17 protein-coding genes and 1 rRNA gene are annotated in these 14052 nt (G+C 54.2%); 11 read left to right on the top strand and 7 right to left on the bottom strand.

Going from position 1 to position 14052, the window contains the following annotated elements; genetic code table 11:
- Positions 1 to 3 precede the first annotated feature (3 nt).
- Positions 4 to 780 carry a sporulation protein gene (locus ACTHO6_RS06785; protein ID WP_440240718.1) on the top strand — a complete coding sequence of 259 codons (777 nt, stop codon included), beginning with the start codon at positions 4 to 6 and terminating at the stop codon, positions 778 to 780.
- 171 nt (positions 781 to 951) lie between these two features.
- On the opposite strand, the gene ACTHO6_RS06780 is transcribed toward ACTHO6_RS06785, so the two are convergent.
- Positions 952 to 1053 (bottom strand): YjcZ family sporulation protein, encoded by a 102-nt coding sequence (locus tag ACTHO6_RS06780; RefSeq protein ID WP_440240716.1) that lies wholly within the window; start codon positions 1051 to 1053, stop codon positions 952 to 954.
- A 191-nt stretch (positions 1054 to 1244) separates the two neighbouring features.
- On the opposite strand from ACTHO6_RS06780, the gene codY reads away from it, so the two are divergent.
- The 3 genes from codY to ACTHO6_RS06765 all read left to right on the top strand — a co-directional run bounded on the left by codY (position 1245) and on the right by ACTHO6_RS06765 (position 3601).
- Entirely contained in the window at positions 1245 to 2021 is a 777-nt protein-coding gene (codY, locus tag ACTHO6_RS06775) for a GTP-sensing pleiotropic transcriptional regulator CodY (RefSeq protein ID WP_440240714.1), read from the top strand.
- Between the two features lie 256 nt (positions 2022 to 2277).
- Positions 2278 to 3390 carry an o-succinylbenzoate synthase gene (gene menC / locus ACTHO6_RS06770; RefSeq protein WP_440240712.1) on the top strand — a complete coding sequence of 371 codons (1113 nt, stop codon included), beginning with the start codon at positions 2278 to 2280 and terminating at the stop codon, positions 3388 to 3390.
- A complete protein-coding gene (locus tag ACTHO6_RS06765; protein ID WP_440241003.1) occupies positions 3350 to 3601 on the top strand; it encodes a hypothetical protein in 252 nt (83 codons plus the stop codon). The genes menC and ACTHO6_RS06765 overlap by 41 nt, the downstream gene beginning before the upstream one ends.
- Here ACTHO6_RS06765 and ACTHO6_RS06760 read toward each other — a convergent pair.
- Complete coding sequence (locus ACTHO6_RS06760) at positions 3572 to 4351, bottom strand: SDR family NAD(P)-dependent oxidoreductase (RefSeq protein WP_440240710.1); 780 nt, start codon at positions 4349 to 4351, stop codon at positions 3572 to 3574. The genes ACTHO6_RS06765 and ACTHO6_RS06760 overlap by 30 nt on opposite strands.
- A 99-nt stretch (positions 4352 to 4450) precedes the next feature.
- On the opposite strand from ACTHO6_RS06760, the gene ACTHO6_RS06755 reads away from it, so the two are divergent.
- Positions 4451 to 4675 carry a DUF1540 domain-containing protein gene (locus tag ACTHO6_RS06755; protein ID WP_440240708.1) on the top strand — a complete coding sequence of 75 codons (225 nt, stop codon included), beginning with the start codon at positions 4451 to 4453 and terminating at the stop codon, positions 4673 to 4675.
- Between the two features lie 181 nt (positions 4676 to 4856).
- Here ACTHO6_RS06755 and ACTHO6_RS06750 read toward each other — a convergent pair whose 3' ends face one another.
- Positions 4857 to 5447 carry a hypothetical protein gene (locus ACTHO6_RS06750; RefSeq protein WP_440240706.1) on the bottom strand — a complete coding sequence of 197 codons (591 nt, stop codon included), beginning with the start codon at positions 5445 to 5447 and terminating at the stop codon, positions 4857 to 4859.
- 96 nt (positions 5448 to 5543) lie between these two features.
- Between ACTHO6_RS06750 and ACTHO6_RS06745 the strand changes: the two genes are divergently transcribed.
- Entirely contained in the window at positions 5544 to 6143 is a 600-nt protein-coding gene (locus ACTHO6_RS06745; RefSeq protein ID WP_440240704.1) for a DUF456 domain-containing protein, read from the top strand.
- A 65-nt stretch (positions 6144 to 6208) separates the two neighbouring features.
- Here ACTHO6_RS06745 and ACTHO6_RS06740 read toward each other — a convergent pair whose 3' ends face one another.
- A complete protein-coding gene (locus ACTHO6_RS06740; protein WP_440240702.1) occupies positions 6209 to 6751 on the bottom strand; it encodes a DUF84 family protein in 543 nt (180 codons plus the stop codon).
- A gap of 143 nt (positions 6752 to 6894) precedes the next feature.
- On the opposite strand from ACTHO6_RS06740, the gene dapF reads away from it, so the two are divergent.
- On the top strand, positions 6895 to 7755 hold the full coding sequence (gene dapF, locus ACTHO6_RS06735; protein ID WP_440240700.1) for a diaminopimelate epimerase: 861 nt from the start codon (positions 6895 to 6897) through the stop codon (positions 7753 to 7755).
- A 213-nt stretch (positions 7756 to 7968) separates the two neighbouring features.
- On the opposite strand, the gene ACTHO6_RS06730 is transcribed toward dapF, so the two are convergent.
- Both ACTHO6_RS06730 and ACTHO6_RS06725 read right to left on the bottom strand, forming a co-directional pair.
- Entirely contained in the window at positions 7969 to 8976 is a 1008-nt protein-coding gene (locus ACTHO6_RS06730; protein WP_440240698.1) for a LysM peptidoglycan-binding domain-containing protein, read from the bottom strand.
- 244 nt (positions 8977 to 9220) lie between these two features.
- On the bottom strand, positions 9221 to 9367 hold the full coding sequence (locus tag ACTHO6_RS06725; protein ID WP_440240696.1) for a hypothetical protein: 147 nt from the start codon (positions 9365 to 9367) through the stop codon (positions 9221 to 9223).
- Positions 9368 to 9648: 281 nt separating this feature from the next.
- On the opposite strand from ACTHO6_RS06725, the gene ACTHO6_RS06720 reads away from it, so the two are divergent.
- The 3 genes from ACTHO6_RS06720 to ACTHO6_RS06710 are packed head-to-tail and all read left to right on the top strand — an operon-like array spanning position 9649 to position 12873.
- Positions 9649 to 10818, top strand: a complete 1170-nt coding sequence (locus ACTHO6_RS06720; RefSeq protein WP_440240694.1) for a cysteine desulfurase family protein — start codon at positions 9649 to 9651, stop codon at positions 10816 to 10818.
- A 30-nt stretch (positions 10819 to 10848) separates the two neighbouring features.
- Positions 10849 to 12048: a tRNA uracil 4-sulfurtransferase ThiI gene (gene thiI / locus ACTHO6_RS06715; RefSeq protein WP_440240692.1), complete on the top strand. Its 1200-nt coding sequence runs from the start codon at positions 10849 to 10851 to the stop codon at positions 12046 to 12048.
- A 48-nt stretch (positions 12049 to 12096) separates the two neighbouring features.
- Entirely contained in the window at positions 12097 to 12873 is a 777-nt protein-coding gene (locus ACTHO6_RS06710; protein ID WP_440240690.1) for a fumarylacetoacetate hydrolase family protein, read from the top strand.
- A 186-nt stretch (positions 12874 to 13059) separates the two neighbouring features.
- On the opposite strand, the gene ACTHO6_RS06705 is transcribed toward ACTHO6_RS06710, so the two are convergent.
- Positions 13060 to 13335, bottom strand: a complete 276-nt coding sequence (locus ACTHO6_RS06705) for a hypothetical protein (protein ID WP_440240688.1) — start codon at positions 13333 to 13335, stop codon at positions 13060 to 13062.
- A 419-nt stretch (positions 13336 to 13754) separates the two neighbouring features.
- On the opposite strand from ACTHO6_RS06705, the gene ACTHO6_RS06700 reads away from it, so the two are divergent.
- A 16S ribosomal RNA gene (locus ACTHO6_RS06700) occupies positions 13755 to 14052 on the top strand; the annotation flags it as partial.

Below are 14052 nucleotides of genomic sequence, written 5' to 3'. Positions count from 1 at the left end.
TACATGTCCATGTTCAAAAAGTTGCTGGCCAGTGTCGGAATCGGAGCGGCTGAAGTCGATGCGCGTTTGGAGCAAGAGTCTCTTGTTCCGGGAGACCTCGTAAAAGGCGAGGTACATATCACCGGGGGAGACGTCGCACAGGAAATCGACGAAATCTACATGTATGTGGTCACGCATTACGAGCGCGAAGCGAATGACAACAAGGTGAAGGAAGAGTGCATCCTGGTGAAGCACCGCCTGACCGAGCGCGTGTATTTGCAACCGAAAGAGAACAAGGTTCTGCCTTTTTCGTTCCGGCTTCCTTACGAGACTCCGCTGACCATGGGACGTCAGCCTGTTTACCTGCGGACGGGATTGGATATTAAAAACGCGATTGACCCCGGCGACTCTGACTTTATCGAGGTGCGTCCGCATCCTTTGATGGCAAAAGTGTTGGAGGCGGTCCAGTCGATCGGCTTCCAGCTGTACAAGGTGGACTGCGAGTACAACCGCCACCTGGGTCGCACGTATCCGTTTGTGCAGGAATTTGAATTCCGTCCGACAGGGGCATACCGCAGTCGGCTGGAAGAGCTGGAAGTTGTCTTTTACTTGCGCGAAGGCGAGCTGGAAGTGTTGCTGGAGCTGGACAAGCGCGCGAGAGGCTTCCTGGGTGCCTGGGAAGAAGCGTTCAACCTCGATGAACGCTATGTTCGCTTCCGGCTGTACGATGCCGACCTGCAAAAGCCGACACGCGTGATTGCTGATGCGATCGAGCAACTCATCAAGCAACAGCTGCGGTAGGCGGGTTCTGTCAGCGAAAAGGAAACAAGGCTGTCTGGGAAACGAACCAGACCAGCCTTGTTTGTTTGCGCAAAAAACGTCGAGACGTTTTTTTCGGAACGGGGATGGGGTCGCTGGCGGCCAACCAATCGCCCGTGACCGCTTAAAAGCATGGTGGGCAAGCCAGCAAGATTAGTCGTCTGCGCCCACGATCGTCAACAGGACGAACAAGACGAGAATCAGAGCAAATCCGTTAAATCCTCCGTTAAACAGTCCCATTTGAAACCCTCCCATAATCCGTGACGTGATGGTTGTTCCCTATATAACATAGTCGTCTGCTAGGGCAAATGTGTGCAGGCATTCACCCAAATTCAGACCGGAAGCTGCTTCCACGAGGTGTCTTTCTAATTTTTTGATTTGCATGTATAGGGCTGGATTTTTCTGACAACAATGTGAGCATGAAGAAATTCGAGGAGGATATGAGGATGAATTTGTTGGAAAAAACCAGAAAAATTAATCTGATGCTGCAAAAAACAATGGGAGGCAGCGGAGTAGGCTTCCAGGATCTCGCCAAGCTGCTGTCCGAGGTCATCTCGGCCAATGTATACATCATTACTGCGGACGGTACCATTTTGGGCAGCGGAGTGAACCAGGAAATTTCGTTGCACGAAGAAGGCCAGTCCCCGACGCAACTGCAAAACGGCGTACATCAAAAACTGCTGGAAGTGACACAGACACTGGCCAATGAATCGATCCAAAGCCCGTACAGCTTCGTGCCAAAAGAACTGGCCGGATTGTTCCCGCAAATGATGACGACAATCGTTCCGATTCATGCAGGGGGAAGCCGCTTGGGTACACTCATCCTGCTGCGGGCGTATGGGGAATTCGAAACCGAGGATTTGATCCTGGGAGAAATTGGCGCGACTGTCGTCGGGATGAAGATCGTTCGTCAGCGTACAGAACAGATTGAAAGTGAAGTTCGCGACAAAACGTTTGCCAAAATTGCGCTGTCCTCGCTGTCCTACAGTGAGCAGATTGCCATTGAAAAAATTATGGAGCAGCTGGATGCGCGCGAAGGCTTGCTCGTCGCCAGTCAGCTGGCAGACCAGGCGGGCCTGACTCGTTCGGTCATCGTCAACGCGCTGCGCAAGCTGGCCAGCGCAGGTGTGCTGGAATCCCGTTCGCTCGGGATGAAAGGTACCTATATCAAGGTGCTAAACGACAAGTTCCCCTCCGAATTGGCAAAATGGAAAACATCCTGATCGCGTGAATCGAAAGCGGTTAGGCCAAAAGGCTCTCCCTGAAAACGGGAGGGCCTTTGTTACTGAAGCGTTGCTTCGCAGGGAGATTGCCGATATAATTCGAAGCAGGGAAACTTCGGAAAATTGCAAATTTAAAAGGTCAACAAACTTTATCCCGGATGGCAGCATGAACGCGCACGTACTTGACACCCGGCCAGGCGCGCTTCCGTCCATGTTGGCGCATGCCATCGAAGGGAAACAGAAGGGATGACGAGCATTGAAAATCGAACGCATCGAGCTGCAGCAATTGCATATTCCACTTCGTTTTCGCTTTGAGACAAGCTTTGGTTGTACCGTCGTCAAGGAGCTGATTCTCGTCAGCGTCTACGGAGAAGGAGAGGTCGGCTACGCCGAGAGCGTGGCAATGCCGGACCCTTATTATAATGAAGAAACGACCGAAACCGTTTGGCACATGATGGAGCGTTTTCTCATTCCGAAGCTGTTTGCCAGCCCAATCGAGACGCCGGAGGACGTGGATCGGCTGTTTGCTCCCGTCCGCCGCAATCACATGGCGAAGGCGGCGTTGGAAGGGGCCATCTGGGATTTGTACAGCAAGCAAAAAGGGGTGTCGCTTGCCAAGGCGCTCGGCGGAAGCAAATCGGTGATCGACGTCGGCATCAGCATCGGGATTGAACCGACAGTCGATCAGGTGCTGGCAAAAGTGGAGCGTCACCTCGCAGAAGGCTACAAAAAAATCAAGGTGAAGATCAAACCGGGGTTTGACGTGGAGCTGATTAGCGCAATCCGCAAACAGTTTGGCGACGATGTGCCGCTGATGGCCGATGCGAACTCCGCCTACACGATGGAGCATATCGACGTGATGAAAGAGCTGGATCAATACGGGCTGATGATGATCGAGCAGCCGTTGGCCCATGACGACATCATCGACCATGCGAAGCTGCAGCGCGAGCTTTCCACGCCGATTTGCCTCGACGAGAGCATTCACAGCGTGGAGGACGCCAGAAAAGCGATCGAGCTGGGCAGTTGCGGCATCATCAATATCAAAGTAGGCCGCGTCGGCGGTCTGACTGAGTCCAAGCGGATTCACGATTTTTGCCAGGCGCATGACATTCCGGTCTGGTGCGGGGGCATGATCGAATCAGGGGTAGGCCGTGCGCACAATATCGCCATTACCAGCCTGCCAAACTTCACGATTCCGGGCGATACAGCGGCCTCCAGCCGTTATTGGGAGGAAGACATCGTGGAAGGCGGCGTCGAGCTGATCGCTCCAGGACAGTTGGCCGTGCCGGATGGTCCGGGAATCGGCTACGCGCTGAATGCGCGGGCGATTGGCAACTACGTGCTCCGCTCGACGAATTTCCGGCCGTAGCCAGCCCGGCTTGATTTTTATCGCGCTGGTAGCTTTGCTTCTGGTCGATCGTGTTCCGCTTTTGGTGATTGACGTGTTGATCGTCATTGCTGGCATGCTTTCTCCGCTCAGTACCGCAGGCGCCCAGACGCTTTTGCCAAGGCTTTTGGCCTTCGTAGTATTGCGGGACCTGGAGAGTCCGTCACTTGCGGTTGAGGAGCGGGGCGACTAGCTGTTTGATGCGCTGCGGCAAAAGCGCATAAAGCACCGACAGCATTTTCAGGCGATAGGGCATCGCCACTTCGGAGCGGTTGGCTTGTACCGCTTTGTAAATATGCCGGGCGGTTTCGTCTGCGGAGAGCAAATAGCGGGCGACCTTGCTGCGGTAGGTTCCTGTTCTGTCTGCCTTTTCCAAAAAAGGCGTGTCGATCGGCCCGGGCATGGCGCAGGTGACGCGAACGCCGCTTCCGGCAAGCTCGTGCTGCAAGCCTTCGCTAAAGCGGATCACCGCCGCTTTGCTCGCAGCGTAGACGGACGCCTTGGCAGTCGCGACTTGTCCGGCGAGCGAAGCGATGTTGACGATGTGTCCCGAGCCACGGTCGAGCATCATCGGCAAAAAGGCGCGCGTGGTGTACATCACGCCGGCGATGTTTGTGCGTAACGTTTCCTCCAACTCGTCGATGTTCATGCCGATGAGCGGCTCGAACACGGCAATGCCCGCATTGTTGTAGAGGATGTCGCACCTGCCGAAACGGACGTGCACCCAGGCGGCGAAGCGGCGGACGTCCTCGTTGCTTCCGACATGGACGGTGTAGGCAAACAATCGGGCGCGGTCAGCGGCCGGGACGAGGAGCGACTCATGGGTAACGGGCTTGCGCGTTGCGGCGATGACGAGGTCGCCTTTTGCCAGATGCAGCCGCGTCAACGCCTGGCCGAGGCCGCCGGAAGCCCCGGTAATGACGACCACACGGGGAGAACTCATGGCATCATCCTCTTTCCTGTCAAAGTGGTAGCTGTGTGTGTTTCACAAGTATAAGCCCCGGACAAATGGTGAAGGATAGCGTCTAGGGGGTGAAAGCATATGCCAAAAGTAAGATGCAGCGTGTCCAACTGTGAGTATTGGGCGCAAGGCAATCTGTGCAGCGCCGACGAAATCATGGTGGAGATCGATGCGCATGCTACCGCAAACGTGAAGGAAGAGTTTGCTGGCGAGTATGGGCAAAATACAGGCCATCAGGATCATGCGGCTACGTCGTCTGAGACCTGTTGTCTGACGTTCAAGCCGAAAAAGTCAGAGAAGAAGTAAAGGAAAGCCTCGCCGGAGGCCAATGGACCCGAAGTGTGACGGCGTGCAGACAAGGGAGGTTTTGCCTGTGTCTGACGCAGACACGACAAGGGCTTCTTCTCATGCGCTTCGGCGCTCAAAAAGACGTATCCCGCCAAGGAGATACGTCTTTTTGCTTGGGGCATAATCAGGGGGGGAGCAGCTACACAAGGGCCTGTCCAAGCGTAAGCGCTTTGACCTTGCTGTCGATTTCCTCCCAGGAGCTTACCCGGTGCACCAGTTCGGGGAGCCGGGCCTGATTGTACGGCGTATCGAATAAGAGAACGGGGATCTGCAAAGCTTCGGACAGCTGCAAGGCATTTTCCAGCCGATCTTCCAGAAACAGATCCACGCCCCATTTTTGGGCGGCGGCCAGCTTGTCGTGAGAGCCGACCAAATCCACTTCATGATAAGGGATTTGGTAACGGGCAAACCAGTTCAGCGTCACGTCGTGATGACGGGCTTCCCTGGCGCTGATGTAGATCAGCTTGTGCGAAGGATACCATTTGCGCAAAACCTGGTCGGCAATGCCGTTGACGGGCGCTTCGTTGTACAGGCGCTCCCCGTTCCGGTCAAGCCAAGCTTCGAATTCCTCGTCTGTAATCTGATATACGTTGGCCAAGTTGTACTCGTAACAGTCTTCATATCGTAAATCTCTTCCAAAGCTCTCATTCATCAATGGCACAATACTGCACGGTGACGTCACCGTACCGTCGATATCAATGCCAATGGTTAGGATTTTCTCTGGTTTCATCCTCTCGCCTCCAGTTTAAATTGTACACCTTGGGCAGACAATAAGGCTACTTCCTTCACTAACAAATCCTTTACCAAAAAAGGGGCTGAGCATGGTATGTTGGATCGACGTGAACGCATGAATGCGAAGCAGAAGGAAGATACCGGCTTTTCCGAGACGGTAGACCAGCACGACAGGGAGTTTGCGGTGGATACCTGGACCCAGGCTGCCTTCGACGAACATGAAGGACGTTCAAGGCGAAGGATTCACTACGACCCCCACTCGTTTACGGAGCGCTATGCGGGCGAACGAGACAGAGTGGACAACGACAGGGTGGAAAACGATTTTTCGGAGCGCTTGGATGGAGTGGTTCTGACGAGGGAGGAACCCGTGCCGGTCACTCCAGGACGAGGCGAAGACATCGAGGCAGCGGCGGAAATCGCCGAGCCGATTCCTGCACGTCGTTCTGTGCGTGAGGTCAACAACGATGACGAAGACAGTCGGGAAAACGGAGCCAGCGGCATCGGCATGACAGGTCTGGGACTATCGATCCTGTCCCTGTTCCTCCTGCCGTACCTCATGGCGCCGATCGGGATGGTGCTTGGCTACCTGGCGTATCGTCGAGACGCAAGAACGCTGGGAGCCTGGGCGATGATTGTCGGGGCGATCTCGATTTTGGGAGCGCTGATTATTTACCCGTACTACACGGCCCGATAAAAGCCGCATCAGACCGCAAAAAACCTCTCTGGGCATCCACAGCCTGGAGAGGTTTTTGCTTTTGCCTATGCTGGTTCAGTGGGGTACAAATGGGACAAAAACGGGGTTGTGGCAGCAATGACCGCTTCGCAAAAAACGTCCGCTCGGTTGACGCGTCCATCAGTCAAGAGGGCATACGCTCCGCCGCTGTGGTTGCTGCCGCTGGTTTGGCCCCATTCGTCGATGATGACATTCAGCTCGATGCCTTCCGCCATAATACGCTCCGCTGCTTGTCTGGGGATGGGAAAAGCCAGTCCTTTTCCCAGGTACAGCTCGCTTCCGTTCCAGGCCGCGCAGACAGAAATCAAATACCAGTGGCGGGTAAATTCCGGATCGTACATAAGACCGCCTTCCAGCCCAAGCCCGATGTGCGCCTCGGGAATGGCGGCCAAGGCTGCTTTGGCCCGGTTAATGGCTCCGGCAATCGTTTCCTTCTCGCTCATCGGCTGGGCTGACACGCCGGAAGGGACCGAGACGCAGATCGGGTCCGCTCCGGTTGCTTTTTGTACTGCCAGCCGCTTTGCTTCGTTTTGGGTACCCAGCGCATAGCGCAGTTGTGAGTCATTCATCGGACTTGATGTCACCTCTTCCGTCGGGGGGTTGCTCCATCGCTACTGGTAGTATACCACTTCCCCAAACAGGCAAGGGTTGTGTTAAGATAAGTCCAGAGAGAGAGCGAGTCAGACATGACAGAGAGAACGGGGAGTGGCAGATGAAATTTACCAAATTGCATGGCTTGGGCAACGACTATGTGTACGTCAACTGTTTTGAAGAACCATTGACGGGAGTGGATCTTCCCGAACTGGCCAGACGAGTCAGCGACCGCAACTTCGGTATCGGCGGGGATGGGCTGATTCTGATCCTGCCGTCTGATCGGGCTGATTTTCGCATGCGCGTGTTCAACCACGATGGGAGCGAGGCCAAAAACTGTGGCAACGGCTTGCGCTGCGTGAGCAAATACGTCTACGACCACGGCTTGACCCGGCAGACGACCTTTACCGTCGAGACGCTCGGCGGGATTATGAAACCGATTGTCTCGCTTGGAGCAGACGGAAAAGTCGAGCAGGTGACGATCGACATGGGCGAACCGCGATTTGAGCGGGCGGCGATTCCAATGACAGGCATCCCCGAGGAGCAGGCGCGCGAAGAAGTGCTGGAAGTGGACGGGGCCGTGTTTACGATGACGGCTGTCTCCATGGGCAACCCGCACGCTGTCATTTTTGTGGAGGAAGTCCGCGACGAGGACGTGCGCACGTACGGACCGAAGATCGAGTTTCACGAATGGTTTCCGGAGCGCACCAACGTTGAATTTATCCAAATCGTGAATCGGGAAGAAATTTTGTTCCGCGTCTGGGAGCGCGGATCGGGCGTGACGCTCGCATGCGGCACGGGAGCTTGCGCAGCGGCAGTCGCAGCAGCTCTCGCGGGCAAGGTCGACAGGACGGTTACGGTGCATCTGGCCGGGGGAGACCTTTTGATCGATTGGCGCGAGGAGGACAATCATGTCTACATGACCGGCCCCGCTACAGAAGTGTTTGAAGGGACGTACAGAGGGCCGATCCCGTATAAATAAATGTCTGTCCGTTGGGGCGAAAAGCTTGTGCAGAGACCGGAGACGAACCGTGTTTGACGACAGCGTTTCTCCCGAGCAGCCCCGGATGGTTTGGGGCGTCACTCGTGCCGAGGCTGGAAAAGGACGCCTGGGTTCGAGGGTTATCATGCTTTTTTGCCAACAAAAAAGCCGTTCCGATCGCTTTAGTTGGAACGGCTTTTTCAATGGAGATTCCTATTTTCCTGCTGCGATGCGAATGGCGGCCTGATGATCCGGATCGATCTGATTGTCTTTGTGGCGCAGGCTGCCAGGGAAGTGAATATCGAAATGCCCGTCAAAATCGTTATCGGTGATGTACTCGATGCTGTGCGGCATGGAAGACATCGACGCGGCAAGGCGTCTGCCATTCACCTCGACGATGACGGGACGGATGCTCCAGGAAAAGCTTCCTCCCCAAATGCTTTTGATCGCTGCGCTGTCAGCGGCGGTCAGCGGCTCTGTATCGGAATGGGAAGCGCCGATGGTTCTTTTGACCATGAAGCTTTTTCCCGTGGCAAAATCAGTCACTTTGGCGGTCGCGTTGATCGGGAACAGGTATTGGGCAGCTTCGAACCAGTCCAGATACTCTCCGTATTTTGCGCCGGCTGTCGCTGTTTGGGGGATGTGGTGCACGGGAATGGTGACGATTTGGCCGATTTGCAAATGGTCTGACTCGGACAAGTTGTTCACCTGCAAAAACTCGGTAAAAGGGATGCCGTGGGCAATCGAGATCGTCCAAGGCGTATCTCCCTTGACGACCTGGTAGCGAGTATACTCGACCCAGGGCTTGTCCCGCTCCGGTTTGGACGGGGGCGTGTCCGCTTGTGGCTCCTGCGTCGGAATCAGCAGCTTTTGCCCGATAAGAAGGAGGTCGGTTGTTGGGAGATGGTTTGTATTCGCAATCGTTTGAATGCTCACGCCGTGATTGTAGGCGATCTTCCACAGGACGTCGCCGGGTTTCACCGTGTAGACGGTAGAGCGGGGAGGTATGTACAGCTTCTGTCCGACCAGGATCCTATCGGACGTCAATTGATTGGCCAGCTTGAGCTGCTCAACCGTAATCTGGTGTTGGTAGGCAATGTTTCCGAGCGTGTCTCCCGGCACAACCTGGATCGTTTTCGCCCAGGCCGATGTGGCGGGAAGCAAGCCAGCAACCAGGGCAGTCTGCAAGGCAAGACGTTTCCAACGTGTTTTTTTGAACATGAAAGCCTCCTCGATGCCGTAGCGTGATGTGGTAGTGTTCACTTTGATTGTACGCAGTCGGCAGATCAGCTTTCATCCGGTAAATTCATCCTGCATCGGTTGGTTTTTCCACAGCGACGCGGCCCTTCTGTCTTTTGGCCTAGAGCGGGAAACCGCAACCGTGCATGTGGACACAAAAATAGCGTGGCTGCGGCAATCATGTCGTGCCAGCATCCACGCGTTCAAAGAGAAATGGAGCAAAAAGTCACCCGTTGTACACCTCATTCAAATAGGCGACGTCATTGCGGTCAAACGGAGGAGGGGTCTGGTTGATTTTGGCCAGTTCCGCCTGCAGTTTTTTTAACTCCGCTTCCATCCTACTGATTTTTTCTTGCATGGCTTGTGTTGTCATCGCTACTCTCCCCTTTTGCTGATGTTGTTTCCTTTTTTCTAAATTTATTGACAATTCTAACGAAAGGCATCGACGTTGTAAATAGCTGAGTTTTGGATGTAAGCGCTTTAGTCGTGAAAAGTGTGTGAACGTGTGCGGGGAAGGGGAGAACTGGCTGTTCGCGGGGCAAAAAGCGGGAAAAATAACAGGAGAAGCACACGCGACAGTATGTTCTTGACACGCAGTCGTGTTATGATGGAGGGTAGACTTAGGGTAGTTTGCCCTCAGGAAGGTGTGGACTGGTGATTTATTTAGATAACAGTGCGACAACCCGGCCTCATCCAGAGGTGATTGAGACCGTGAGACGGGCCATGGAGAGCTATTACGGAAATCCGTCCTCGCTGCATCAAAAAGGGGTAGAGGCCGAAAACGTGCTGAAGCAGGCGCGAAAGGTTGCCGCGCAGTACCTCGGCTGCAAAGAAGGGGAAATCATTTTTACCTCCGGAGGCACAGAAAGCAATAATACGGCAATTAAAGGCGTTGCCTTTCAATACCAGAACAGAGGAAAGCATATCATTACGACCCAGGTGGAGCATCCGGCTGTTTACGATGTATGCAAACAGCTCGAAGGCTTTGGATTTACCGTGACCTACCTGCCTGTCGATCGGGAAGGACGCGTGTCCGTGGAGGACGTCAAGCGTGCCCTTCGGCCGGATACGATTCTCGTTTCCGTCATGCACGTCAACAACGAACTCGGGACGATTCAGCCTGTTGTGGAAATCGGACAGTGGCTCAAGCAGTTTCCGAAAGTGCTGTTCCACGTGGATGCGGTGCAGGGCATCGGCAAAGTTCCGCTCCGTCTGCAAAACTCCGGCATTGATCTGTTGAGCGTCTCGGCGCACAAGTTTTACGGTCCGCGGGGAGTAGGCATTTTGTACAAGCGCGAGGGACTGATCGTTCACCCTTTGCTAATGGGCGGCGGTCAGGAAGGCGGCATTCGCTCGGGGACGGAAAATCTTCCGGCGATCGCTGGCATGGCCAAAGCGATTCGGATCGTGGAAGAACTCGGCCAGGCGGAGGTCAACAGGCTGCAAGGCTTGCACCAGCAGCTTCGCGCAGGCATCGCGCGAATCGAAGGATGCATCGTCAATACGCCCGAAGCTGGCGCAGCACCGCATATCCTGAACCTGTCTGTGCCAGGCGTGAAGGCGGAGGTGCTGCTGCACGCTTTGGAAGAGCGAGGCTTCCTCGTCTCCACCAAGTCGGCCTGTTCCTCCAAGGCGAACGAGCCAAGCCGGGTGCTCACCGCCGCAGGGATAGAGCGCGATTGCGCGCTGTCCTCGCTGCGCATCAGCCTCGGACGGGAAAATACACGAGAGGAAATCGCCCAGTTTTTGATGGCGCTGGAAGCGTGTGTGGGTAGCCTGCGATCGCTTCTGAAGCCGCAATCTGCCCCGGATCGCAGAAAATAGCGTAAAACGAGACGACCAAAGGAGAAAACGATGAACTACGATGTGATTTTGATTCGTTATGGCGAGCTTGCCCTCAAAGGCAAAAACCGCGATCAGTTCGAAGAGGCGCTGGTCAGAAGCGTAAAAAGCGTGCTGCGCTCCTTTTTCAAGGTAAAGGTGAGACGCAACTACGGACGGATGTACGTCGAGCTTAACGGCGAAGATGCCTATGCCGTCATGGAGCGACTCAAGCGCGTTTTCGGTATTTCTTCCATCAGTCCGACCATTCAGGTGGACCCGGATATTGATACGATCAAGGAAAAAGCGCTTGAGCTGATTCGCCAGCTGACCCCCGAACCGCGCACGTTTCGCGTCGTCACGCGCCGCGCGGACAAGCGTTATCCGATTCCGTCGATGGAAGTCAACCGGATTGTCGGCACGCACATTTTGCGGGCGCTTCCGGCGATCAAGGTGGATGTACACGAGCCGGAAGCGATTGTCAATCTGGAAATTCGCGCGGAAGGTACGTACATCAGCTGCGAAACCATCCCGGGTCCAGGCGGCTTGCCGGTAGGCGTGAGCGGAAAAGTGCTGCTGCTTTTGTCGGGCGGAATCGACAGTCCGGTCGCTGGCTGGATGATGCTGAAGCGCGGGGTTACGCTCGAAGCGATCCATTTCCACAGCTATCCGTTTACCAGTGAGCGCGCCCTGCAAAAAGTGCGGGATCTCGCGCAAAAGCTGACCAAATGGGGAGGGACGATCCGTCTTCACGTCGTACCCTTTACAGAGATTCAGACGGCGATCCGCGAAAAATGTCCGGAAGATTATTTGATTACGATCATGCGCCGCTTTATGATGCGCATCGCTGAGCGCGTGGCGGAAAACACAAAAGCAAAGGCGTTGGCGACAGGCGAAAGTCTGGGCCAGGTCGCTTCGCAAACATTGGAGAGCATGGATACGATCAACAAGGTGATTTCGATTCCGATTTTGCGTCCGCTGATCGGGATGGACAAAGTCGATATTACCGATCTGTCGCGCAAAATTGATACGTATGAGCTGTCCATTTTGCCGTACGAAGATTGCTGCACGGTGTTTACCCCGAAAAATCCTGTGACAAGACCAAAGCCGTACCTGGCTGCCAAATTTGAAGAAGCGCTGGATGTGGAGGCGCTTGTCGAGGATGCGGTAGCACGTACGGTTGTAGAAGAAATTACCACGAAACCGAAAGAGACGACAACGGATCTGTTTTAACGCTTGGGGTTTTGGCTAGAGAAAAACGCTTGACAGGGGAGAAGCGTCATGATGATCCGCTATGAGCGCAGCGGCAAGCTAAGACAGGGATGGTTGGTAGAAGAAGATCGCGAGGTGCGAGTAATCGAAGCGGATAGGGAGCCGGTCCAATCGGCGGAACCGATGAGGACGGGACGAAGGCTGTCTTTGGACGAGATCCGTCTGAAAGCGCCTTGCGAACCAAGCAAAGTCGTGTGCATTGGCTTGAACTATCGGGACCACGCGGCCGAGATGGGGATTGAACTGCCCAAAGAGCCGTTGATGTTTTTGAAGCCGTCGACTGCTGTTGTAGGTCCGGGCGAGCCGATTGTTTATCCCAGGCTGACCGGGAATCTGCACTACGAAGGCGAACTGGCGGTTGTCATCAAAAAGGAAGCGAAACAGGTAAAGGCTTCTGAAGCCCACGACTACATCCTTGGTTTTACTTGCGCGATTGACGTAACCGCCCGCGATTTGCAAATGAGCGATGGCCAATGGACGCGAGCAAAAGGCTTCGACACGTTCTGCCCGTTGGGACCAGCGATTGCGACGACGCTGGATTATGCGAATGCGCGCATTGTGACGCGCGTTAACGGAGAAGTGCGACAGGATGCCAGTACAGAGCAGCTGATTTTTCCCATTCCTCAATTGGTGGAAGCGGTATCCGCTGTCATGACGCTTCGGCCTGGCGATGTGATTTTGACCGGAACACCGTCTGGCGTGGGTGAGTTGAAGGTCGGGGACGAGATCTCCGTTACGATTGAAGGAATTGGAACGTTGACGACACATGTGGTTGGCGAGGAATAGGTTTTGGTCTTCGATCGACTGACTGACAGAAGCAGCCCCCTTCTTTTCGTTTTCGGGAAGGGGGGCTGCTTTCTTCTTCATTTTAGTATCCGTGCAACGAAGTCTGCGCCAGTGGCTTGGTGCGCAGCCAGTTTTATGAGCGAGCGTGCTTCTTATCTGTGCCCGAAGGCAGAAAAGGGCGCTGTTTTACTCGCTTTCGTTTGGATCATCGTGAATCGGATGAGCTGACGGGTCCTGACGAGGCAAGTCTTGATGCATGCGCCGTGTTTCATACGTAAAACGAGTTGTCGTGGAATGCTGTCCCGGCTCCCAGCCAGTCGCTTTTCCAAGACGGGCTTCATTGGTGGAAGCGCCGTAGGGGCCTTCCGGAAACTCTTCCTGGAGGATTTCGTTGCGCTGTGATTCTACTGTTGATAACTCGCTGTAGGATTCGTTTTCGTCGTAGGTTGGTTTTGGAGCCATCGTAGCACCGCCTTTTTAAAGTGAGGTCGTGCAAAGAGACAAGCAGGGGGCGTTTTACAGGGAGTTGCACGTATAGTGTGAAATAAAAAGGGAATCGCTATTCGTTTTTCATTGGCGTACGGCTACTAGGCAGGTATATTTAAATTCAGTTTAAAAAGATCACTTAAATTGAAAAATCACGTATAAAAAAGTGAAAGAAAGTATTGACTCTCTGTAGGTAATTTTGTTATATTAATTATTGTCGCTGCTGAGTGAAGTAAGTCTCTGAAAAAACTTCTTGCAAAGCAAAATGCGATGTGGTAAGATTGAAAAGTCGTTTTCGGACGATTGTAGAAAATGCTCTTTGAAAACTGAACAGCGAAAGCGTTGATGAGTCTATCATTTTTGATTGATTTGCCAGCTTGAACCAGCAACAAACTTTATTGGAGAGTTTGATCCTGGCTCAGGACGAACGCTGGCGGCGTGCCTAATACATGCAAGTCGAGCGAGGGTCTTCGGACCCTAGCGGCGGACGGGTGAGTAACACGTAGGCAACCTGCCTCTCAGACCGGGATAACATAGGGAAACTTATGCTAATACCGGATAGGTTTTCGGATCGCATGATTCGAAAAGGAAAGATGGCCTCTGGCTATCACTGGGAGATGGGCCTGCGGCGCATTAGCTAGTTGGTGGGGTAACGGCCTACCAAGGCGACGATGCGTAGCCGACCTGAGAGGG

This window comes from Brevibacillus sp. SAFN-007a, assembly GCF_051967035.1.
In the GTDB taxonomy this organism is placed as follows: Bacteria; Bacillota; Bacilli; order Brevibacillales; family Brevibacillaceae; genus Brevibacillus.
The sequence above is the reverse complement of the archived record's forward strand: the minus strand, read 5'-3'. Positions and strand labels throughout refer to the sequence as shown.

Coding starts and splice junctions, on each gene's coding strand:
- ACTHO6_RS06785 (WP_440240718.1), top strand. CDS start 4: ATGTCCATGTTCAAAAAGTTGCTGGCCAGTGTCGGAATCGGAGCGGCT.
- ACTHO6_RS06780 (WP_440240716.1), bottom strand. CDS start 1,053: ATGGGAGGGTTTCAAATGGGACTGTTTAACGGAGGATTTAACGGATTT.
- codY (WP_440240714.1), top strand. CDS start 1,245: ATGAATTTGTTGGAAAAAACCAGAAAAATTAATCTGATGCTGCAAAAA.
- ACTHO6_RS06760 (WP_440240710.1), bottom strand. CDS start 4,351: ATGAGTTCTCCCCGTGTGGTCGTCATTACCGGGGCTTCCGGCGGCCTC.
- ACTHO6_RS06755 (WP_440240708.1), top strand. CDS start 4,451: ATGCCAAAAGTAAGATGCAGCGTGTCCAACTGTGAGTATTGGGCGCAA.
- ACTHO6_RS06750 (WP_440240706.1), bottom strand. CDS start 5,447: ATGAAACCAGAGAAAATCCTAACCATTGGCATTGATATCGACGGTACG.
- ACTHO6_RS06745 (WP_440240704.1), top strand. CDS start 5,544: ATGTTGGATCGACGTGAACGCATGAATGCGAAGCAGAAGGAAGATACC.
- ACTHO6_RS06740 (WP_440240702.1), bottom strand. CDS start 6,751: ATGAATGACTCACAACTGCGCTATGCGCTGGGTACCCAAAACGAAGCA.
- dapF (WP_440240700.1), top strand. CDS start 6,895: ATGAAATTTACCAAATTGCATGGCTTGGGCAACGACTATGTGTACGTC.
- ACTHO6_RS06730 (WP_440240698.1), bottom strand. CDS start 8,976: ATGTTCAAAAAAACACGTTGGAAACGTCTTGCCTTGCAGACTGCCCTG.
- ACTHO6_RS06725 (WP_440240696.1), bottom strand. CDS start 9,367: ATGACAACACAAGCCATGCAAGAAAAAATCAGTAGGATGGAAGCGGAG.
- thiI (WP_440240692.1), top strand. CDS start 10,849: ATGAACTACGATGTGATTTTGATTCGTTATGGCGAGCTTGCCCTCAAA.
- ACTHO6_RS06710 (WP_440240690.1), top strand. CDS start 12,097: ATGATGATCCGCTATGAGCGCAGCGGCAAGCTAAGACAGGGATGGTTG.
- ACTHO6_RS06705 (WP_440240688.1), bottom strand. CDS start 13,335: ATGGCTCCAAAACCAACCTACGACGAAAACGAATCCTACAGCGAGTTA.